We start from the raw sequence: 17,200 nt of genomic DNA, 5'->3' as shown, positions 1-17,200 counted from the left end.
ATATCTACACAGGATTTTTGAAAGTGTAAGTTTGTTAGGCTGGTGTAGCTTAGTGGGTAGAGCAGCTGATTTGTGTAGCATATCTACAGCAGGCGTTCTGAAAGTGTAAGTGTTGTTAAGCTGGTGTAGCTCAGTTGGTAGAGCAGCTGATTTGTGTAGCATATCTACACAAGGCGTTTTGAAAGTGTAAGTGAAACGGGAAAGTGCTTTTAAAGGCTCTCACATTTAAAAGAAGAAAGAAGTGTCGTTAAGCTGGTGTAGCTCAGTTGGTAGAGCAGCTGATTTGTAATCAGCAGGTCGTAGGTTCGAATCCTATCACCAGCTCCATATTCATAATATTAAAGTAAGGGCGCTATTTTTTATCAATTAGCATTTTTTGTTTTAGAAAAGAGACCAAAAATGAATAATAAAAAACCAATCTTTTGGTTGTGGCTGTTCTTATTAAGTGGTTGTGCAACTACTTACAATGTGGAAAGTGAATATGTCAGTGGTTTTGATTTTCTTCATAAGAAAAAATTTGCAATAGCGCTAGCCGCTAATCCACACCCCGTTAAAAAAACGCCTGTCAGTGTTGAGCTTGAAAAGGAAATAATAAGCCAGCTTGAGGCCAAGAGCTTTGTTAGTGCGTCGTTCGAAGATGCTGATATTTTGGTAAGTTATTTCATAGCGGACAAGCAAGCTCAGAGCGTAGAAGTTTTTCAAGCACCTAACGTTTCTTATAATAATGAAAATTGTTCTTATTGCGCATCTGTACCTGCACCCACCCGCTCCAATGCCCAGCAAAAAGATTTCCGTTTGGTTGATTATGCTGGGTCAAATTTAGTGGTTTATATCGTTGATGCTCAAACAAGAGTATTAATTTGGCGTGGCCGAGCCGACGCAAAATTTTCAGGTGACACATTGAAGCAGTTGAATGAGCAGCAGCGTGTCAAACTAATTAATAAATCAGTAACAGGAATATTGAATCATTATCCGCCCAGCAGAAAATCGCAGAGGATTGAGAAATTTAAAGGTGGGAATGAGTGGTGGTGATGTTCTCGCTTTTACGGTTTGTGACCCCTTTAACTTTTTTCGTTTATCAAAACGTTAGGTAATCAATATGATCGACCGAGCAATAAATCTAATTACGTTACTCTTTTTGCTGTTGGCGCTAATTGTGTTGATGTCAAATACATATATTGCATGGCTTAAAGTTGAGTCGTGGGAACAGTCGTGGGTTGTAATTGAAGATGCGGAAAAAGAATATACCTCTGAACAGCTCCTAACCGCTATAAAAAATGCCCAATCAAAAAACGAATACTCGGATGCATATAGAATAGAAGAGATATTAAAAAGTGTATATAAACCTTCGGGTAATGTATCGGTTAGAGTTAACACTTCAGAGCTAGTAGATATTGCAATTTATACTATCAGTATTCTATTGCTTTTAGTTATTCCCATATCTATAAATTATATTCGTCGGGGTGTTTTTAGCTTGTGGAACAAAAACTAATCATTCCAACTGACCGTAAAAAGCACGGCCGGCTGGATTCACATGTTATACGGTTTGAATAATGAACATCGACGATACGGGTGGATTGGTAATTCGCGGTGATAACCAACAATTCCTTGAAACGGCGATTAGGAATGGTGTTGATTTTATAGTAATTGGCAGTGTCGCAGCAGCATATTATAAGTGTCGAGAGTTAGATGAAATTAATGATCTAGATTTACTTATTAATCCAACAAAGGAAAATGGAGAAAAAGTCATACGCACATTATCGAATATGCATATAAGTGTGAAATGGCAATCCTCTGAACTTGAAAAACCAGCAAAACAAATACCTATAAAATGTAATTTTTGTAACGTGGATATTTTAACTCCTAAGAATAATCAAGATTATAAATCCATGAAAAATGAATCCAATATTTCGTATATTGGCAATAGTAAAGTAGATATACTTTCATTGGTAGATTTAATAAAAATCAAGGAAGAAACTTTAAATGAGATTACTAGTGAAGCTGAAAAACACGAGAAAGATTTATTATGTTTAAAAGCTGTATAACCAATCATTGCGCCTGACCGTAAAAATCGAGGCGGGCTGAATTCAAGTGTCATGCCCCAGCGGCATCAAATTGAAATTTCTATCATTGAACCCTATCACACAGGAGAACTAATTATTAACAATAACGATATCTTGCGCCGAGTGCGCTATATTTTTGATTTTAGCGATCAGCTTATGCTTTCACTATTTAAACTGGGTGGGCATGAAGGAAATAAGGCAGAGCTGGCTACTTGGTTGGCGCGCGAAGATGAGGCTGGGTTTGTTTTGTGTGAAGACGAAAAACTTGCTCGCTTTTTAAATGGACTGATCATAAAGAATAGAGGTGCTTTAGGTGACGACACACCAGAGCCTGAACGTATTTTGACCAACAACATAGTGTTGCGGAAGTTGAAAATCGCTCTAAACCTACAGGCAGATGATTTGCTTGAGATACTTAAGCTGAGTGAGTTCACTTTAAGTAAGCATGAGTTGAGCTCCTTATTTCGACGCCCTGACCATAAACACTATCGAGAATGTTTGGATCAATTGCTACGTAATGTTCTTGATGGAATGGAAAAGCATTATAGAAAAAATAACACGTAGGCTTTTCAGTATGCGGGTATTTATGAGCGCTGATCCCTTTAACAAATTTGAGAATTAATATTTTAATTTAAAATCTTGAATCAATTAAAAGTCGAGCAGCGTTTGATTTAAATGGTCGTGTTATTAAAGCGACCATTTCAAATGGTGAGTAAAACTAATTTTCAGGTGGGTGAGTTTTTAAGCACGCTCGAAGTGAATTTAGATAAGCAAACCTAGTTATAGATGATGTATAGGAAGTTTACTTTCATGTATTGTCGCTAACCGATCATTTGGTAGATGCCAAAAAATAGCAGCTGTTTTGCCCCGATTTAATTTAAAAAAAAGTAAAGAGTTTGTTAGTCTGAATAAAGGGATGGGAAGCATTGCTTTTAAGCTGACCCTTTTAAGGCTATTCTCATTGAGGGACAAAGGAATGCAGATGAATATGCGGTTAGCTGATTTTATTCGAGCAGAGATAGAGCCGATTCTTCAGGATTGGGAAGCCTTTGCTAAAACCATCCATTCTGCCAAGTATATGAGTAAGAGCGGGCTGCGCGACCACGCCAGAGATATGCTGCTAGAAATTGCTGACGATCTCGATTCACGTCAGAGTGAATCACAACAGGCCGCCAAATCGAAAGGCCGTCAGCATAAAGAAGGGGAGGAATCTTGGGCAGAAGTGCACGGTGGCGATCGTCAAACGAGTGGCTTCAGCGTTGTTGAGACCGTTTCCGAGTTTCGCGCTTTGCGCGCGAGCGTGGTTTCCCACTGGACGAAAGCTTATCCAACGATTGCCGGCCAACAGCTTGAAGATCTCACTCGGTTTCATGAAGCGATAGACCAGGCCGTTGCCGAATCGCTGGAGCAGTATGCGATCGTAAAGGAGATGGAAACCCGGTTGTTCGGAGCGATTCTGGTCGCATCGCCTGATCCGATTTATGTGCTGGATCTCAAAGGCCGATTTATCTATGCCAACAAGGCCACTGCCGATCTTTTCGCTCTGGAGCCCGGAGCGATAATCGGAAAATCCACCTTTGACCTCGGGTTTTCGTTCGCCTCAGACTTTCAACGCAATCTTGAAAAGGTGATTGCTGATCAGTCCACTTACCGAGGCAAGTTCGTTCACACTTTTGCTTCTGGAAAGGGTGAAAGATTCGAGTATCTGCTTGCGCCCGTGCTGGATGAGCATCAAAACACCGAAGCGACCGTCTGCATTTCCCGGGATATTACCGAGCAGGCGCTTGCCGAAGAAAAAATTTGGTACAACGCCTACCATGACTTTTTAACCGGGTTGCCGAATAGACGTCTTTTTCTGGATCGTCTGGAGCAGGAGGTCAAACAGGCAAAGCGCAGTAGCCTACCTGTTTCCGTACTTTTCATGGATCTTGATGGTTTCAAAGAAGTTAATGATTCGCTGGGCCATGAAGTGGGGGACTCATTATTGTCTGAGATGGCAAAGCGCCTCACTGATTGTGTTCGGGAGAATGATACGGTTGCTCGCTTGGGCGGCGATGAATTTACCGTGATTCTCACCGGCGCTACGCTGCGCGCGGATGTTGAGCTGGTAGCCAAGACTATTATTGATGCACTTGCGGTGCCCTTTCATCTCGCGCAACAGCGGGTCCAGATTTCCGTCAGCATTGGGATCGCGCTTTACCCTCAGGACGCATCCTCTCCTGTCGCTTTGCTGCAAGCCGCGGATCAGGCGATGTATAAAGCTAAAAAATCCGGTTCTAATCGGATGTATTTTTACGATACATCCGAGAAAACAGAAAAATAGTTGATCTTACCCCGATAAAACGAGCACCTAGTTAGGGGCTTGTTTCTCAAATTCCAACAGTGATCGATAGTGGCTTGGCCGGCTTTAACGATCACTTCGAAAAGAACTTGTATTAACTAATATCTTTTTTTGCGATTTAAAATTACTCCCGCAAATTTTTGTTCAATTTTTGAATCACCCTCAGCGCATCATTGATTTGCGCTTTCATGTCGTAAGATTGTTGTAATAAATTAATCGCTGTAGTTGCGTAGCGACGAGCGAAACGCTTTTGTTCTGTTATTAAAAAAAGCATGTTGGATATCATTTTGTTTCATCTAATCTGAAAAAATTATACGTCCGCAATGCGCTGCGCTTATTGATGCCCTGCATCAAACAAGAGAGTTGTGTTGCTGTATAGCTTTTGTTCACGTTGTGCTCTTCACTAAACCCGATTAGATTGGCTGTGTCGTTTATCTTTTCGGAGATCGCTATGTTGGTAAGACTGATTTATACCTCGCGTGTGACTAATAATATTGAAGCCACGGTGATCAAGGATATTTTGCGAGTATCTGAGCAAAACAACATGATCGATAATGTTTCGGGTGTGTTGTTATTCAGCAGTTCGTATTTTTTGCAATTGTTGGAAGGGCCGCGTCGTGCGGTGAATCGTGCTTATGCGCGTATTTTGGTGGATAAGCGTCATGAAGATGCTTGTATGATTCGTTACGAGCCGATTGTGTCACGGCAGTTTGGTCAGTGGCGCATGGGTTATATTGGTGAAGGTATTTTTAATAAAGAAGTGTTGTTTAAATATACGACGGATGGAAAATTTGATCCCTACAGTATGTCGCCAGATTCTGCGTTAGATTTGTTGTTGGAATTATTGCAGCGTTCGGTGCAAATTAAATCGTAGTTTAGCGTGGTGCATTGCTACGTTTTAAATTGATCGCTCAATTGTTGAATCACCATCAGCGCATCATGCACGCGCGCTTTCATGTCATAACATTGTTCAAGTAAATTGCTGGCGGCGTGCGGATGTCCGTCGAGTGTGGCTAGTGCCATTTTTTCGAGTGCATCTAAATCACTTGCAAGTCCCATGAGTGCAGTATGTAAGGCGTTAATGGAATGTTGCGCGCCTTCTTGTGGTGTTTTATTGATTGCTGACATGCCATGACCTCAAAACATTAGTGTTGTCAGGCTAGCGGCCGATCATGCGCTTCGTTTAGCTCATCATTCGGTGGATTTTTAGCGGATGTTGAGTAAACTGCGCGTCGCTATGTGAACGGGTCGATGCGACTACGCGATTCGGCAGGCCTTGATCGCAAATAGATTTTTAAATACAGAAAATTAAACAAACGCTTGAAAACATTAGGTTTTGTCTAGCGACTGCTTTATTTTGTCTGTTGACGTGTGGTGCTAGCTAGGGCAAAATCCGCGCCTTGCTTTTCGGAGGGGTACCCAAGCGGCCAACGGGAACAGACTGTAAATTTGTCGGCTTATGCCTTCGTAGGTTCGAATCCTACCCCCTCCACCAGTCTGATCAGCCTTAGTTTTGAGGGTTGCGGTGGAGAACCGAGAGCAAAGTTGTAAATGTGTTGTACATATCTGGTGAAGTACGTGTATTGCCAGAGACGAGTTGCAGAGTTTGTTTGTTGCTGTAGGTTGTCCTGAGTTTTGCCCCAAGCGGGTGTAGTTCAATGGTAGAACCTCAGCCTTCCAAGCTGATGGTGTGGGTTCGATCCCCATCACCCGCTCCAATGTGCTGCGTTTTTTCTCTGATAGCCGCGTGTTATTAGGGATTCGATGAGCTGGGGTGTTGTGAGGTAAGTTTTTGATTAGCAAGGCAAATGGCTCGAAGCAAGCTGAGCCAGCCTACGCTGAGTTCCGCTGAGCGAGGGTGAGCTGACGTGTCGGCTCAAGCCGTCAGGGCCCATATAGCTCAGTCGGTAGAGCACTTCCTTGGTAAGGAAGAGGTCACCGGTTCAAATCCGGTTATGGGCTCCATTTAGATGTTAGTGCAGTGCTCGCGTTATGAAAGTGTTGTGAAAAGTGCGCGTGGCTTTGTGAAAAATTCTCTGAAGATAAGCTTCGGAGAGCAAGCAACTTGAAATTTGTTTTTTGAGTTAATTTTAAATAATGAGAGCAGCAGGTAGCCGTCATGTCTAAAAGTAAATTTGAAAGAAAAAAGCCGCATATCAATGTGGGCACCATTGGTCACGTGGATCATGGCAAAACCACCTTAACTGCCGCATTGACGAAAGTCATGGCGCAGAAATACGGTGGTGAATTCAAAGCCTACGACCAAATTGACGCTGCCCCTGAAGAACGCGCCCGTGGTATCACCATTGCTACCGCGCACGTTGAATACGAATCTGAAAACCGCCACTACGCCCACGTAGACTGCCCCGGCCATGCTGACTATGTTAAAAACATGATCACCGGTGCTGCGCAAATGGACGGCGCTATTTTAGTGTGTTCTGCGGCTGACGGCCCTATGCCGCAAACCCGTGAACACATCCTGTTATCTCGCCAAGTCGGCGTACCTTATATTGTCGTGTTCTTAAACAAAGCCGACATGGTCGATGACGCCGAACTACTCGAACTCGTTGAAATGGAAGTGCGTGACCTGCTCACCAGCTACAACTTCCCTGGCGACGATACCCCGATTGTGACCGGCTCTGCGTTAAAAGCCCTCGAAGGCGACACCTCTGAAATTGGTGTTCCTGCGATTGAACGTTTAGTTGCGGCCATGGATTCGTACATCCCGATCCCAGAACGCGCTGTTGATTTACCGTTCTTAATGCCTATCGAAGACGTTTTCTCTATCTCGGGTCGTGGCACCGTTGTGACCGGTCGTATTGATCGCGGTATTGTTAAAGTCGGCGAAGAAATTGAAATCGTCGGTATCCGCGACGTCCAAAAAACCATCGTGACCGGCGTAGAAATGTTCCGCAAACTGCTCGACGAAGGTCGCGCAGGTGACAACGTTGGCGTGTTATTGCGCGGCACCAAGCGCGATGACGTTGAACGTGGTCAAGTATTATGCAAACCCGGCACCATCAAACCGCACACCAAGTTTGAAGCCGAAGTGTACGTATTATCGAAAGAAGAAGGCGGTCGTCATACCCCGTTCTTTAACGGCTATCGTCCGCAGTTCTACTTCCGTACCACCGACGTTACCGGCGCTGTTGACCTGCCTTCTGGCACTGAAATGGTTATGCCCGGCGACAACATTGGATTGACCATTACCTTGATCAACCCAATTGCAATGGAAGACGGTCTGCGCTTTGCTATTCGTGAAGGCGGTCGTACCGTCGGCGCGGGTGTCGTTGCGAAAATTATTTTGTAAGGGAACCGGAGTCTTAATTAATGGCAAAGAAAGCTCAAACTATCCGGATTCGCTTGAAAGCGTTCGATCATCGTTTAATTGATCGTTCGGCTCAAGAAATCGTGGAAACCGCAAAACGTACTGGCGCTCGAGTGCATGGTCCAATTCCATTGCCGACTAAGAAAGAGCGTTTCACTATTTTGGTGTCACCTCATGCTGATAAAGATGCGCGTGATCAGTACGAAATACGTACACACAAGCGTTTGATGGACATCATTGAGCCTACTGATAAAACGGTTGATGCTTTGATGAAGTTGGATTTAGCAGCTGGTGTAGACGTACAAATTAAGTTGAATTAAGTTTACGCGGGCAGCGTTCACCGCTGCCCTTGTGAATGTTTAAGTTTTTTGCAAAAAGTTGTAATTTTCCTTTGCAAATAAGATCGGAACTGGCTAAGATTCGCGCCGTTCCAGGGGTTGAAATGCCTCCCAATCAGCGGTTACGCGATTGGCTACAGGTCGCAGATATTGCGACATCATTTTCCGGCTTCCCGGTCAGGTGCTCCTATAGGATGCTCCGGCTGGTTTTTACGCTTTAAATGATGACCCTGTTTGATAGTCGCTGATATCTTATGAGTCAGCCCGCTTTTTGTGCTTGGATTGAATACCGGGTAACAGGTTATGGCAATTGGTTTAGTAGGTCGTAAAGCAGGTATGACGCGCGTCTTCATTGAAGACGGTGCCTCGTTACCTGTGACAGTGATTGAGGTTGGTAGCAATCACGTAACGCAAGTTAAAACGCCGGATGTTGATGGTTATCGCGCTGTGCAAGTAACGCGCGGATCACGTCGTGCTAGTCGTGTAACTAAAGCTTTAGCGGGTCATTATGCTAAAGCAGGTGTAGAAGCTGGTTTGGGCATGTGGGAATTTCGTTTGAATGGCGACGAAGGTGCTGACTTGCAAGCAGGCTCAGAGATCAAAGTTGACCTGTTCCAAGCGGGTCAAGTAGTAGATGTCACTGGCATCTCAAAAGGTAAAGGTTTCCAAGGTGTAATTAAACGTTACAACTTCAGTATGCAAGATGCGACACATGGTAACTCACGTTCTCATCGTGCAGCAGGTTCTACTGGCCAAAATCAAAGCCCGGGTCGTGTATTTAAGGGTAAGAAAATGGCTGGTCAAATGGGTAATGAGCAGGTCACAACGCAAAATCTTGAAGTTGTGCGCGTAGATCTTGAGCGCGGCTTGTTGTTAATTAAAGGTTCGGTTCCAGGCGCGCCTGGTGGTCATGTGATTGTTCATCCAGCTGTTAAAGCTGTAGTGCGATAATCGGGTAGGCATTCATGGAATTAACCCTGCATAAAGATAGTAAAAAAATTCAACTTTCTGAAGTTGCTTTCGGTCGTGAATATAACGAAGCGTTGGTGCATCAGGTAGTTGTGGCATATATGGCTGGCGCACGCGCTGGTACCCGTGCACAAAAAAATCGCTCTGACGTGAGTGGTGGTGGCGCCAAACCTTGGAAGCAAAAAGGTAGTGGTCGTGCACGTGCGGGTTCTATTCGTAGCCCTTTATGGCGTAGTGGTGGTACTACTTTCGCTGCGCGTCCTCAAGACCATTCGCAAAAAGTAAATCGTAAAATGTATCGCGGTGCGATGCAGGCAATTTTGTCCGAGTTACTACGTCAAGGTCGTTTGTTGATTGTTTCTGACATTAGAATTGACGCACCTAAAACCAAGCAACTGATTGAAAAATTAGGTTCGCTGGAATTGCAAAGCGCTTTAATTGTGACTGAGAGCGAAGATATTAATTTGTATCTCGCTGCGCGCAATCTGCGCGATGTTGATGTGGTTGATGCGAGCGGTGTAAATCCTGTCGACTTATTGCGTTTTGAAAAAGTCTTAATGACAGTTGATTCAGCTAAGCGTATCGAGGAGCTGTTGTCATGAATCATGAGCGTTTATTACGAGTTTTAGTGGCGCCGCATATCTCTGAAAAGGGCACGCGAGCTGCAGATACTGCGAACCAACACGTGTTTAAAGTATTACGTGACGCAAGCAAATTAGAAATTAAGAAAGCGGTCGAAACATTGTTCTCTGTACAAGTTGAGCAGGTCCGCGTTCTGAATATGAAAGGCAAAAGTAAACGTTTTCAACAAGCTTTAGGCCGTCGTCAAGATTGGAAAAAAGCTTATGTAACGTTGGCTAAAGGCCAAGACATCCGTTTTAACGGCGGCGAATAAGGTTAAGGTGCGGGAACAATGGCAATCGTAAAATGTAAACCCACGTCACCAGGCCGTCGCTTTGTAGAAAAGGTGGTAACGCCTGGTCTGCATAAAGGCGACCCACATTGGCCGTTGGTTGAGCGTCAAGCTAAAAATGGTGGCCGTAATAATAGCGGTCGCATTTCAGTACGTCATCAAGGTGGCGGACATAAGCGCTTGTATCGTTTGATTGATTTTAAGCGTAATAAAGATGGTATTCCGGCGGTAGTAGAGCGTCTTGAATATGATCCTAATCGTAGCGCGCATATTGCATTGTTGTTGTATGTTGATGGCGAACGCCGTTACATCATTGCTGCAAAAGGTTTAGAAGTGGGTGCGCAAGTTATTTCCGGTCCTGATGCGCCCATTAAAGTCGGTAACACGTTACCGCTGCGTAATCTACCAATTGGTAGCAGCATGCATTGTGTTGAAATGCGTCCTGGTAAAGGTGCGCAAATTGCGCGCAGTGCTGGCGCCGCAGTGCAATTAATTGCTCGCGAAGGTGCTTATGCAACAGTGCGTTTGCGTTCTGGTGAAGTCCGCAAAATTCACGTGGATTGTCGCGCAACGATTGGCGAAGTCGGTAACGGCGAACACAATCTGCGGTCTTATGGTAAGGCTGGCGCAAAACGCTGGCGCGGTATTCGTCCTACGGTTCGTGGTGTGGTGATGAATCCGGTTGACCATCCGCATGGTGGTGGTGAGGGTCGTACTTCTGGTGGTCGTCATCCGGTAACACCGTGGGGCGTCTCAACGAAGGGTTATAAGACTCGTTCAAACAAACGTACGGCTGGCATGATCGTTCGCCGCCGTAAACAGAAATAACTAGGTGTGAAGAGGTAATTTGTGCCGCGTTCACTAAAGAAAGGTCCGTTTATTGATCATCATTTGCAAGCCAAGGTTGCGAAAGCAGCGGCTGTAAATGATAGAAAGCCGATCAAAACTTGGTCACGTCGTTCGATCATTATTCCTGACATGGTGGGTTACACCATTGCAGTGCATAACGGCCGTCAACACATACCAGTATTGGTTTCAGAAAATATGGTTGGCCATAAGCTCGGCGAATTTGCGGTAACCCGCACTTTCAAAGGCCATGTCGCAGACAAAAAGGCCAAGTAAAAAACTTGGGTATTTGAGATGAATGCAACTGCTGTACATCGTTATGCGCGGATTTCACCGCAAAAATGCCGCTTGGTAGCTGACCAAGTGCGTGGCTTATCAATTGCTCGTGCGTTAGAGCTTTTAACGTTTAGCGATAAGAAAGCTGCTGAGTTAGTGAAAAAAGTTTTGGAGTCAGCGATTGCAAATGCTGAACACAATGACGGCGCAGATATTGATGAATTAAAAGTATCGCGTGTCATGATTGATGAAGGTCCGACCTTAAAGCGTTGGCATGCACGTGCAAAAGGCCGTGGTGCACAAATTTTGAAACGTACCAGCCATATCACGGTATCCGTTGGTAACTAATCGAGAGTTTAAAGAGCATCGTTATGGGACATAAGGTACATCCAACTGGATTTCGACTCGGCATTGCTACAGATTGGCAATCCAAGTGGTTTGCAGAACGCGGCGAATTTGCGCGTTGCTTACTGGAAGATCTAAAAATCCGTGATTTTGTTCGCGCCAAATTAGCGCAAGCGTCAGTAAGCCGTATTCAGATCGAACGGCCCGCGAAACAAGCAGTGATTACCGTGCATTCTGCGCGTCCTGCCGTCGTGATTGGTCGCAAAGGTGAAGATGTTGAAAAATTGCGCGGTGAAGTTGCCCGCATGATGAAGTTGCCAATGGCTTCCGTCAAAATCAACATTCAAGAAATTCGCAAACCAGAAATGGATGCGTACTTAGTTGCAGAAAGTATTGCGCAACAATTAGAGCGTCGCATCATGTTCCGTCGTGCGATGCGTCGTGCAGTTACTAATACGATGCGTATGGGTGCTTTGGGTATCAAAGTAAATCTAGCGGGTCGTTTAAATGGTGCTGAAATCGCGCGTACTGAATGGTATCGCGAAGGTCGCGTACCGTTGCATACCTTACGTGCTGATATTGATTACGGTTTTGCTGAAGCGAAAACAACTTACGGCATCATCGGTATTAAAGTATGGATTTTCAAAGGCGAAGTATTTGATTTGGCAAGCAAGAACGCCCCTTCCGATACTACGACTGCTTAAGACGAAATTTTAGGGTCATAGCAAATGTTGCAACCAAAACGTACAAAGTTTCGCAAACAGCACAAAGGCCGTAATCGTGGTCTTGCGCAAGCGGGCAATAAAGTCAGCTTCGGTGAGTTCGGTTTAAAAGCCGTTGAGCGTGGTCGTATTACGGCGCGTCAAATCGAAGCAGCACGTCGTGCCATGACGCGTCATGTTAAACGTGGTGGCAAAATCTGGATTCGTATTTTCCCAGACGTGCCGGTAACCAAAAAACCATTAGAAGTTCGAATGGGTAGTGGTAAAGGCAACGTTGAATATTGGGTAGCTAAAATTCAGCCTGGTTTTGTTTTGTATGAAATGGAAGGCGTGTCTGAAGAAACGGCGCGTGAAGCATTTAAACTGGCAGCTGCTAAGTTGCCGATTGGTACAACCTTTGTAACTCGTACGGTGCTGTGATGAACGCCCAAGAATTACGCGGCAAGTCAGTAGATGATTTGCAAAATGAATTAGTTAAGTTACATAAAGAGCAATTTCAACTGCGTATGCAAAAAGGCAGTGGTCAAGAATTGCGTGGTAATGAATTTAAACGAGTGCGTCGTACGATTGCACGCGTGAAAACAGTGCTAAATGAAAAAGCACAAGCAGCGGAATAATTGAGTTGGTGATGCAAATGAGTGATGTGCAAGCAACCGAAGATAAAAAACTGAATCGCACCTTAGTTGGGCGCGTGGTCAGTGACAAGATGGATAAAACGGTAACGGTATTAATTGAGCGTTTGGTTAAACATCCGCGTTATGGCAAATTTATCCGTCGTTCAACCAAGTTGCATGCGCATGATGAAAATAATGTTTGTGGCGCTGGTGATAAAGTAATGATTGAAGAATGTCGGCCTTTGTCTAAAACAAAGTCTTGGCGTTTAGTGAAAGTCCTCGAACAAGCGAATCAGGTGTAGTCATGATCCAAATGGAATCCATGCTCGCTGCGGCCGATAACAGCGGCGCAAAAAGAGTGATGTGCATTAAAGTATTGGGTGGCTCAAAGCGTCGTTATGCTGGCGTAGGCGATGTCATCAAAGTCAGTATCAAAGATGCTATTCCGCGCGGCAAAGTAAAGAAAGGCGAAGTTTACAATGCTGTTGTAGTGCGTACGCGTAAAGGTGTACGTCGTCCTGATGGTTCAGTGATTCGTTTTGATAGCAATGCTGCGGTATTGCTTAATAATAAACTTGAGCCAATTGGTACTCGTATTTTTGGACCCGTTACGCGTGAATTACGTAACGCTCAGTTTATGAAAATTATTTCGCTGGCACCGGAAGTACTTTAGTTGCATAGGCAACTAAATCGCAGCGATTTGGAGAAGTCATAGTTATGCGCAGAATTAAATCAGGTGACCAGGTAATCGTTATTACTGGTAAAAATAAAGGCAGCACTGGCAAGGTTATTTCCGTGTCAGGTGATGGCGAACGTGTAGTGGTTGAAAACGTGGCAGTGATTAAAAAACACACGCGTCCTAATCCTATGCGCGGTGAAGCAGGCGGTATTGTTGAGCGCGAAGCTTCTATTCATGCATCAAACGTTATGCACTATAACCCGTTGACCAAAAAAGCTGATCGTGTTGGCTTTAGAGTTTTGGAAGACGGTCGCAAAGTGCGTTATTTCAAGTCCAACGACGAAGTCGTTGATATTTAAGAGTGGCGATAGTCATGGCACGATTACAGCAGCATTATAAAGACGTCGTTGTTAAACGCTTGATGGAGCAGTTTAACTACAAAAGTGCGATGGAAGTTCCGCGTATTACCAAGATCACATTAAACATGGGTCTGGGTGAAGCGGTAGGCGACAAAAAAGTAGTTGATCATGCCGTCAGCGACATGAGCAAAATTTCGGGTCAAAAACCTGTTGTGACTTTAGCGCGTAATTCCATCGCAGGTTTTAAAGTCCGCGAAGGCTGGCCAGTAGGTTGCAAAGTAACCTTACGCCGTGCGCAGATGTACGAATTTTTCGATCGTTTAATTAGTATTGCGATCCCACGTATTCGTGACTTTCGCGGCTTAAATGGTAAATCGTTTGATGGCCGTGGTAATTACAGCATGGGCGTACGCGAACAAATTATTTTTCCAGAAATTGATTACGATAAAATTGATGCACTGCGTGGTATGGACATTACTATCACAACGACTGCTAAAACGGATGCTGAAGCAAAAGCATTGTTAGCGGGCTTTAGTTTTCCTTTCAAGAATTAACGGACAGGTTTCGGGATATGGCAAAGTTATCGATGGTACAACGCGAAATTAAGCGCAAAAAAGCGGTTGATAAATATGCTGCTAAGCGTGCTGAATTAAAAGCGACCATTGTGAGTCCGAAAAGTAGTTTTGATGAAGTTGAAGCTGCTGTATTGAAATTGCAAAAATTACCACGCAACAGCAGTCCAAGTCGGATGCGTAATCGTTGTGCATTAACAGGTCGTCCGCACGGTTTTTACCGTAAGTTCGGTTTGGGTCGTAACAAGTTACGTGAAACGGCAATGCGTGGGGATATTCCTGGTCTGAAGAAAGCAAGCTGGTAATTTAAATTTAAAGGATATCGATATAATGAGTATGTCTGATCCCGTTGCCGATTTTTTAACGCGTATTCGTAATGCGCAGGCAGCCAATAAACTCGAAGTTAATTCACCCTCTTCAAAGCTGAAAATCGCTCTGGCGAAAGTGTTGAAAGACGAAGGTTACATCAGTGATTACAGCGTTTCTGCGCAAGATGGCAAAGTAACGTTGACCGTGTTGTTAAAATATTTTGAAGGCCGCCCTGTTATTGAAATGCTTAAGCGCGTCAGTAAACCAGGTTTGCGTATCTATAAAAATAAAGATGAGCTTCCCACCGTAATGGATGGTCTAGGCGTCGCCATTGTGTCTACTTCCAAAGGTGTGATGTCGGATCGCCAAGCCCGTACTTTGGGTCAAGGTGGCGAAATTTTATGTGTCGTCGCCTAAGCCAGTCGATAAAGCGAGAACTGAACAATGTCTAGAGTAGCAAAAAAACCCGTTAATCTGCCTAAGGGTGTTGAAGCAAGCGTTACCGATGGTGCGTTTGTGGTCAAAGGTCCTAAAGGTAGCTTGACTATGCAATTGCATCCTTCTGTATCAATACAGCAAGTGGATGGTGTTTTAACCATGGTTGCGAGTAACGACGAAGCGATTGCTTTGGCCGGTACTACGCGCGCCATTGTTAACAACATGGTGATTGGTGTAAGCCAAGGTTTTGATCGTCGTTTATTGTTGGTTGGTGTTGGTTATCGTGCGCAAGCGCAAGGTAACAAGCTGAACTTAACATTAGGTTTTTCGCATCCTTTGGAATACGAAATACCAGAAGGCATCACGATCGTAACGCCAACGCAAACTGAAATTGTAATTTCCGGTACTGACAAACAAAAAGTAGGTCAAGTCGCCGCTGATATTCGCGCTTTCCGTCCGCCTGAACCTTATAAAGGCAAAGGCGTTAAATATTCTGATGAAAAGATTCTTCGTAAAGAAGCCAAGAAGAAGTAATTGACAGGTTTGTAGGTAGATTATGGATAAGAAAACATCACGTATTCGTCGCAGTCTTAGAACGCGTTCGAAAATTCGCCAACTGGGTGTTGCGCGTTTGTCTGTGCATCGGACACCGCGTCATATTTATGCGCAAATCATTTCTGCAGATAGCCGTGTATTGGCAGCTGCATCAACTTTGCAAGCAGATGTACGTAGTGGTTTGAAATCTACGGGTAATGTTGAAGCAGCGAAAGCTGTGGGTAAATTCATCGCTGAACGTGCAAAAGCCGCTGGTATTAATACAGTTGCATTTGATCGTTCGGGTTTCTTGTATCACGGCCGTATTAAGGCGTTAGCCGATTCGGCGCGTGAAAACGGTTTAGTGTTTTAAGGTAGGACATTATGGCGGGTCGTGACGAAAGCAATGTTGCTGCAGATGGCATGGTTGAAAAACTGGTTGCTGTAAATCGTGTTGCGAAAGTTGTTAAAGGTGGTCGTCAATTTAGCTTTACTGCGTTAACTGTAGTGGGCGATGGCAATGGCCGTGTGGGTTTTGGATATGGCAAAGCGAAAGAAGTCCCTATTGCGATCCAAAAATCATTAGAAAAAGCGCGTAAATCTATGAAGAGCGTAGGTTTAACCAAAGGCACTTTGCAACATGTTGTGTTTTCAAATCATGGTGGCGCAAAAGTATTTATGCGTCCTGCATCAGAAGGTACTGGCGTAATTGCTGGTGGCGCGATGCGCGCTGTATTTGAAGCGGTAGGCGTTAAGAACGTATTAGCAAAAGCGATTGGCTCAAGCAATCCCATCAATGTGGTGCGCGCAACTTTTCGTGGTTTAACAGAAATGGTTTCACCTGAAATGGTCGCCGCAAAACGCGGTAAGACTGTTGAAGATATTTTATCCTGAACGTGAATAACACCAGGAATTTGCAGCAATGGCAGTAAAAACTTTGAAAGTAACGCAATTAAAAAGCTCATCAGGCCGTTTGAAAAATCATCAAGCGTGTTTACGAGGTTTGGGTTTGCGCGGCATACGTAAAACGGTTGAAGTAATTGATACGCCAGAAAACCGAGGGATGATCAATAAGATCTCCTATCTTGTAAAGGTTGAGGACGCTTAAGATGATGAAATTAAACACTATCCAACCAGCGGTTGGTAGCAAAACCAACAAACTGCGTGTTGGTCGCGGTATTGGTTCGGGTACAGGTAAAACTGCAGGTCGTGGTCATAAAGGTCAACGTGCACGCTCAGGTGGTTATCATAAAGTAGGTTTTGAAGGCGGTCAGATGCCTTTGCAACGTCGTTTGCCTAAAATTGGTTTTCGTTCACGCGTTTCGTTAACGATGGCAGAAGTGCGGTTAGAAGAATTAAATAAAATAGTTGGCAATGAAGTGACTTTAGAAACATTGGAAGCTGCGAATGTTATTGGCCGTAAAATCAAACAAGCCAAAATTTTCTTGTCTGGCAAAGTAACAAAAGCCTTAACGATTAAAGGCATTGCTGTGACTAAAGGCGCGCGCGCTGCTATTGAAGCAGCTGGCGGCAAGGTCGTAGAGGCATAATTTG

Annotated in this window: 29 protein-coding genes and 4 tRNA genes; 32 read left to right on the top strand and 1 reads right to left on the bottom strand. The window is 44.4% G+C overall.

Going from position 1 to position 17,200, the window contains the following annotated elements; all coding sequences use genetic code 11:
• Nucleotides 1-251 precede the first annotated feature (251 nt).
• The 7 genes from H0W44_00870 to H0W44_00840 all read left to right on the top strand — a co-directional run bounded on the left by H0W44_00870 (nt 252) and on the right by H0W44_00840 (nt 5,278).
• A tRNA-Thr gene (locus H0W44_00870) sits at nt 252-327 on the top strand.
• Nucleotides 328-399: 72 nt separating this feature from the next.
• Nucleotides 400-1,032 (top strand): DUF4136 domain-containing protein, encoded by a 633-nt coding sequence (locus H0W44_00865; protein ID MBA3580981.1) that lies wholly within the window; start codon nt 400-402, stop codon nt 1,030-1,032.
• 67 nt (nt 1,033-1,099) lie between these two features.
• A complete protein-coding gene (locus tag H0W44_00860; protein ID MBA3580980.1) occupies nt 1,100-1,492 on the top strand; it encodes a hypothetical protein in 393 nt (130 codons plus the stop codon).
• 61 nt (nt 1,493-1,553) lie between these two features.
• On the top strand, nt 1,554-2,045 hold the full coding sequence (locus H0W44_00855) for a hypothetical protein (GenBank protein MBA3580979.1): 492 nt from the start codon (nt 1,554-1,556) through the stop codon (nt 2,043-2,045).
• 114 nt (nt 2,046-2,159) lie between these two features.
• Nucleotides 2,160-2,627 (top strand): DUF1456 family protein, encoded by a 468-nt coding sequence (locus H0W44_00850; GenBank protein MBA3580978.1) that lies wholly within the window; start codon nt 2,160-2,162, stop codon nt 2,625-2,627.
• Nucleotides 2,628-3,051: 424 nt separating this feature from the next.
• Nucleotides 3,052-4,386, top strand: coding sequence for a diguanylate cyclase (locus H0W44_00845; GenBank protein ID MBA3580977.1), 1,335 nt, complete (start codon nt 3,052-3,054; stop codon nt 4,384-4,386).
• A gap of 469 nt (nt 4,387-4,855) precedes the next feature.
• Nucleotides 4,856-5,278, top strand: coding sequence for a BLUF domain-containing protein (locus tag H0W44_00840; GenBank protein MBA3580976.1), 423 nt, complete (start codon nt 4,856-4,858; stop codon nt 5,276-5,278).
• A gap of 17 nt (nt 5,279-5,295) precedes the next feature.
• On the opposite strand, the gene H0W44_00835 is transcribed toward H0W44_00840, so the two are convergent.
• The gene (locus tag H0W44_00835) at nt 5,296-5,532 is read right to left on the bottom strand and encodes a hypothetical protein (GenBank protein ID MBA3580975.1); all 237 of its coding nucleotides are present in this window, start codon (nt 5,530-5,532) and stop codon (nt 5,296-5,298) included.
• Between the two features lie 281 nt (nt 5,533-5,813).
• Between H0W44_00835 and H0W44_00830 the strand changes: the two genes are divergently transcribed.
• The 25 genes from H0W44_00830 to rplO all read left to right on the top strand — a co-directional run bounded on the left by H0W44_00830 (nt 5,814) and on the right by rplO (nt 17,196).
• Nucleotides 5,814-5,899: transfer RNA gene (locus H0W44_00830), tRNA-Tyr, on the top strand.
• Between the two features lie 149 nt (nt 5,900-6,048).
• Nucleotides 6,049-6,122 (top strand) — tRNA-Gly (locus H0W44_00825).
• 171 nt (nt 6,123-6,293) lie between these two features.
• A tRNA-Thr gene (locus H0W44_00820) sits at nt 6,294-6,369 on the top strand.
• Between the two features lie 154 nt (nt 6,370-6,523).
• The gene (tuf, locus tag H0W44_00815) at nt 6,524-7,714 is read left to right on the top strand and encodes an elongation factor Tu (GenBank protein MBA3580974.1); all 1,191 of its coding nucleotides are present in this window, start codon (nt 6,524-6,526) and stop codon (nt 7,712-7,714) included.
• A gap of 20 nt (nt 7,715-7,734) precedes the next feature.
• Complete coding sequence (rpsJ, locus tag H0W44_00810; GenBank protein MBA3580973.1) at nt 7,735-8,052, top strand: 30S ribosomal protein S10; 318 nt, start codon at nt 7,735-7,737, stop codon at nt 8,050-8,052.
• Nucleotides 8,053-8,373: 321 nt separating this feature from the next.
• Nucleotides 8,374-9,021, top strand: coding sequence for a 50S ribosomal protein L3 (gene rplC / locus H0W44_00805; protein MBA3580972.1), 648 nt, complete (start codon nt 8,374-8,376; stop codon nt 9,019-9,021).
• A 14-nt stretch (nt 9,022-9,035) separates the two neighbouring features.
• On the top strand, nt 9,036-9,641 hold the full coding sequence (rplD, locus tag H0W44_00800; protein ID MBA3580971.1) for a 50S ribosomal protein L4: 606 nt from the start codon (nt 9,036-9,038) through the stop codon (nt 9,639-9,641).
• On the top strand, nt 9,638-9,934 hold the full coding sequence (rplW, locus tag H0W44_00795) for a 50S ribosomal protein L23 (GenBank protein MBA3580970.1): 297 nt from the start codon (nt 9,638-9,640) through the stop codon (nt 9,932-9,934). Before rplD ends, rplW begins: the two co-directional genes overlap by 4 nt.
• Nucleotides 9,935-9,952: 18 nt before the next feature.
• A complete protein-coding gene (gene rplB, locus H0W44_00790; GenBank protein MBA3580969.1) occupies nt 9,953-10,780 on the top strand; it encodes a 50S ribosomal protein L2 in 828 nt (275 codons plus the stop codon).
• 21 nt (nt 10,781-10,801) lie between these two features.
• Nucleotides 10,802-11,074, top strand: coding sequence for a 30S ribosomal protein S19 (gene rpsS, locus H0W44_00785; protein ID MBA3580968.1), 273 nt, complete (start codon nt 10,802-10,804; stop codon nt 11,072-11,074).
• A gap of 18 nt (nt 11,075-11,092) precedes the next feature.
• Entirely contained in the window at nt 11,093-11,422 is a 330-nt protein-coding gene (rplV, locus tag H0W44_00780) for a 50S ribosomal protein L22 (GenBank protein ID MBA3580967.1), read from the top strand.
• A gap of 23 nt (nt 11,423-11,445) precedes the next feature.
• Nucleotides 11,446-12,123, top strand: a complete 678-nt coding sequence (gene rpsC / locus H0W44_00775; protein ID MBA3580966.1) for a 30S ribosomal protein S3 — start codon at nt 11,446-11,448, stop codon at nt 12,121-12,123.
• 24 nt (nt 12,124-12,147) lie between these two features.
• Nucleotides 12,148-12,561 (top strand): 50S ribosomal protein L16, encoded by a 414-nt coding sequence (gene rplP, locus H0W44_00770; GenBank protein ID MBA3580965.1) that lies wholly within the window; start codon nt 12,148-12,150, stop codon nt 12,559-12,561.
• On the top strand, nt 12,561-12,758 hold the full coding sequence (gene rpmC / locus H0W44_00765; GenBank protein ID MBA3580964.1) for a 50S ribosomal protein L29: 198 nt from the start codon (nt 12,561-12,563) through the stop codon (nt 12,756-12,758). The genes rplP and rpmC overlap by 1 nt, the downstream gene beginning before the upstream one ends.
• A gap of 17 nt (nt 12,759-12,775) precedes the next feature.
• Nucleotides 12,776-13,057 carry a 30S ribosomal protein S17 gene (gene rpsQ, locus H0W44_00760; GenBank protein MBA3580963.1) on the top strand — a complete coding sequence of 94 codons (282 nt, stop codon included), beginning with the start codon at nt 12,776-12,778 and terminating at the stop codon, nt 13,055-13,057.
• 2 nt (nt 13,058-13,059) lie between these two features.
• Nucleotides 13,060-13,428, top strand: a complete 369-nt coding sequence (gene rplN / locus H0W44_00755) for a 50S ribosomal protein L14 (GenBank protein MBA3580962.1) — start codon at nt 13,060-13,062, stop codon at nt 13,426-13,428.
• Nucleotides 13,429-13,472: 44 nt separating this feature from the next.
• Nucleotides 13,473-13,793 carry a 50S ribosomal protein L24 gene (gene rplX / locus H0W44_00750; GenBank protein MBA3580961.1) on the top strand — a complete coding sequence of 107 codons (321 nt, stop codon included), beginning with the start codon at nt 13,473-13,475 and terminating at the stop codon, nt 13,791-13,793.
• Between the two features lie 14 nt (nt 13,794-13,807).
• A complete protein-coding gene (gene rplE, locus H0W44_00745) occupies nt 13,808-14,347 on the top strand; it encodes a 50S ribosomal protein L5 (GenBank protein ID MBA3580960.1) in 540 nt (179 codons plus the stop codon).
• A gap of 17 nt (nt 14,348-14,364) precedes the next feature.
• Nucleotides 14,365-14,670 carry a 30S ribosomal protein S14 gene (gene rpsN, locus H0W44_00740; protein MBA3580959.1) on the top strand — a complete coding sequence of 102 codons (306 nt, stop codon included), beginning with the start codon at nt 14,365-14,367 and terminating at the stop codon, nt 14,668-14,670.
• Nucleotides 14,671-14,695: 25 nt separating this feature from the next.
• Nucleotides 14,696-15,091 carry a 30S ribosomal protein S8 gene (rpsH, locus tag H0W44_00735; protein MBA3580958.1) on the top strand — a complete coding sequence of 132 codons (396 nt, stop codon included), beginning with the start codon at nt 14,696-14,698 and terminating at the stop codon, nt 15,089-15,091.
• 27 nt (nt 15,092-15,118) lie between these two features.
• Nucleotides 15,119-15,646 carry a 50S ribosomal protein L6 gene (gene rplF / locus H0W44_00730; GenBank protein ID MBA3580957.1) on the top strand — a complete coding sequence of 176 codons (528 nt, stop codon included), beginning with the start codon at nt 15,119-15,121 and terminating at the stop codon, nt 15,644-15,646.
• A gap of 22 nt (nt 15,647-15,668) precedes the next feature.
• Nucleotides 15,669-16,019: a 50S ribosomal protein L18 gene (gene rplR / locus H0W44_00725; protein ID MBA3580956.1), complete on the top strand. Its 351-nt coding sequence runs from the start codon at nt 15,669-15,671 to the stop codon at nt 16,017-16,019.
• Nucleotides 16,020-16,030: 11 nt separating this feature from the next.
• Complete coding sequence (rpsE, locus tag H0W44_00720) at nt 16,031-16,540, top strand: 30S ribosomal protein S5 (protein MBA3580955.1); 510 nt, start codon at nt 16,031-16,033, stop codon at nt 16,538-16,540.
• Between the two features lie 28 nt (nt 16,541-16,568).
• Nucleotides 16,569-16,754 (top strand): 50S ribosomal protein L30, encoded by a 186-nt coding sequence (gene rpmD / locus H0W44_00715; protein MBA3580954.1) that lies wholly within the window; start codon nt 16,569-16,571, stop codon nt 16,752-16,754.
• Between the two features lie 4 nt (nt 16,755-16,758).
• Nucleotides 16,759-17,196 (top strand): 50S ribosomal protein L15, encoded by a 438-nt coding sequence (rplO, locus tag H0W44_00710; protein MBA3580953.1) that lies wholly within the window; start codon nt 16,759-16,761, stop codon nt 17,194-17,196.
• Nucleotides 17,197-17,200: the final 4 nt, after the last annotated feature.

It is taken from the genome of Gammaproteobacteria bacterium (assembly GCA_013817245.1).
Lineage (GTDB): Bacteria > Pseudomonadota > Gammaproteobacteria > HTCC5015 > HTCC5015 > JACDDA01.
The sequence above is the reverse complement of the archived record's forward strand: the minus strand, read 5'-3'. Positions and strand labels throughout refer to the sequence as shown.

Bases quoted from the DNA above. Each gene is read 5' to 3' on its own strand.
- H0W44_00840 (MBA3580976.1), top strand. From the start codon at position 4,856: ATGTTGGTAAGACTGATTTATACCTCGCGTGTGACTAATAATATTGAA.
- rplX (MBA3580961.1), top strand. From the start codon at position 13,473: ATGCGCAGAATTAAATCAGGTGACCAGGTAATCGTTATTACTGGTAAA.
- rplN (MBA3580962.1), top strand. From the start codon at position 13,060: ATGATCCAAATGGAATCCATGCTCGCTGCGGCCGATAACAGCGGCGCA.
- rplD (MBA3580971.1), top strand. From the start codon at position 9,036: ATGGAATTAACCCTGCATAAAGATAGTAAAAAAATTCAACTTTCTGAA.
- rplO (MBA3580953.1), top strand. From the start codon at position 16,759: ATGAAATTAAACACTATCCAACCAGCGGTTGGTAGCAAAACCAACAAA.
- H0W44_00855 (MBA3580979.1), top strand. From the start codon at position 1,554: ATGAACATCGACGATACGGGTGGATTGGTAATTCGCGGTGATAACCAA.
- rpsE (MBA3580955.1), top strand. From the start codon at position 16,031: ATGGCGGGTCGTGACGAAAGCAATGTTGCTGCAGATGGCATGGTTGAA.
- rplE (MBA3580960.1), top strand. From the start codon at position 13,808: ATGGCACGATTACAGCAGCATTATAAAGACGTCGTTGTTAAACGCTTG.
- rplF (MBA3580957.1), top strand. From the start codon at position 15,119: ATGTCTAGAGTAGCAAAAAAACCCGTTAATCTGCCTAAGGGTGTTGAA.
- rpmD (MBA3580954.1), top strand. From the start codon at position 16,569: ATGGCAGTAAAAACTTTGAAAGTAACGCAATTAAAAAGCTCATCAGGC.
- rplV (MBA3580967.1), top strand. From the start codon at position 11,093: ATGAATGCAACTGCTGTACATCGTTATGCGCGGATTTCACCGCAAAAA.
- H0W44_00865 (MBA3580981.1), top strand. From the start codon at position 400: ATGAATAATAAAAAACCAATCTTTTGGTTGTGGCTGTTCTTATTAAGT.
- H0W44_00860 (MBA3580980.1), top strand. From the start codon at position 1,100: ATGATCGACCGAGCAATAAATCTAATTACGTTACTCTTTTTGCTGTTG.
- rpsC (MBA3580966.1), top strand. From the start codon at position 11,446: ATGGGACATAAGGTACATCCAACTGGATTTCGACTCGGCATTGCTACA.
- rpsJ (MBA3580973.1), top strand. From the start codon at position 7,735: ATGGCAAAGAAAGCTCAAACTATCCGGATTCGCTTGAAAGCGTTCGAT.
- H0W44_00845 (MBA3580977.1), top strand. From the start codon at position 3,052: ATGCGGTTAGCTGATTTTATTCGAGCAGAGATAGAGCCGATTCTTCAG.
- rplP (MBA3580965.1), top strand. From the start codon at position 12,148: ATGTTGCAACCAAAACGTACAAAGTTTCGCAAACAGCACAAAGGCCGT.
- tuf (MBA3580974.1), top strand. From the start codon at position 6,524: ATGTCTAAAAGTAAATTTGAAAGAAAAAAGCCGCATATCAATGTGGGC.
- rpsN (MBA3580959.1), top strand. From the start codon at position 14,365: ATGGCAAAGTTATCGATGGTACAACGCGAAATTAAGCGCAAAAAAGCG.
- rplB (MBA3580969.1), top strand. From the start codon at position 9,953: ATGGCAATCGTAAAATGTAAACCCACGTCACCAGGCCGTCGCTTTGTA.
- rpsH (MBA3580958.1), top strand. From the start codon at position 14,696: ATGAGTATGTCTGATCCCGTTGCCGATTTTTTAACGCGTATTCGTAAT.
- H0W44_00835 (MBA3580975.1), bottom strand. From the start codon at position 5,532: ATGTCAGCAATCAATAAAACACCACAAGAAGGCGCGCAACATTCCATT.
- rpmC (MBA3580964.1), top strand. From the start codon at position 12,561: ATGAACGCCCAAGAATTACGCGGCAAGTCAGTAGATGATTTGCAAAAT.
- rplR (MBA3580956.1), top strand. From the start codon at position 15,669: ATGGATAAGAAAACATCACGTATTCGTCGCAGTCTTAGAACGCGTTCG.
- rplW (MBA3580970.1), top strand. From the start codon at position 9,638: ATGAATCATGAGCGTTTATTACGAGTTTTAGTGGCGCCGCATATCTCT.
- rpsQ (MBA3580963.1), top strand. From the start codon at position 12,776: ATGAGTGATGTGCAAGCAACCGAAGATAAAAAACTGAATCGCACCTTA.
- rplC (MBA3580972.1), top strand. From the start codon at position 8,374: ATGGCAATTGGTTTAGTAGGTCGTAAAGCAGGTATGACGCGCGTCTTC.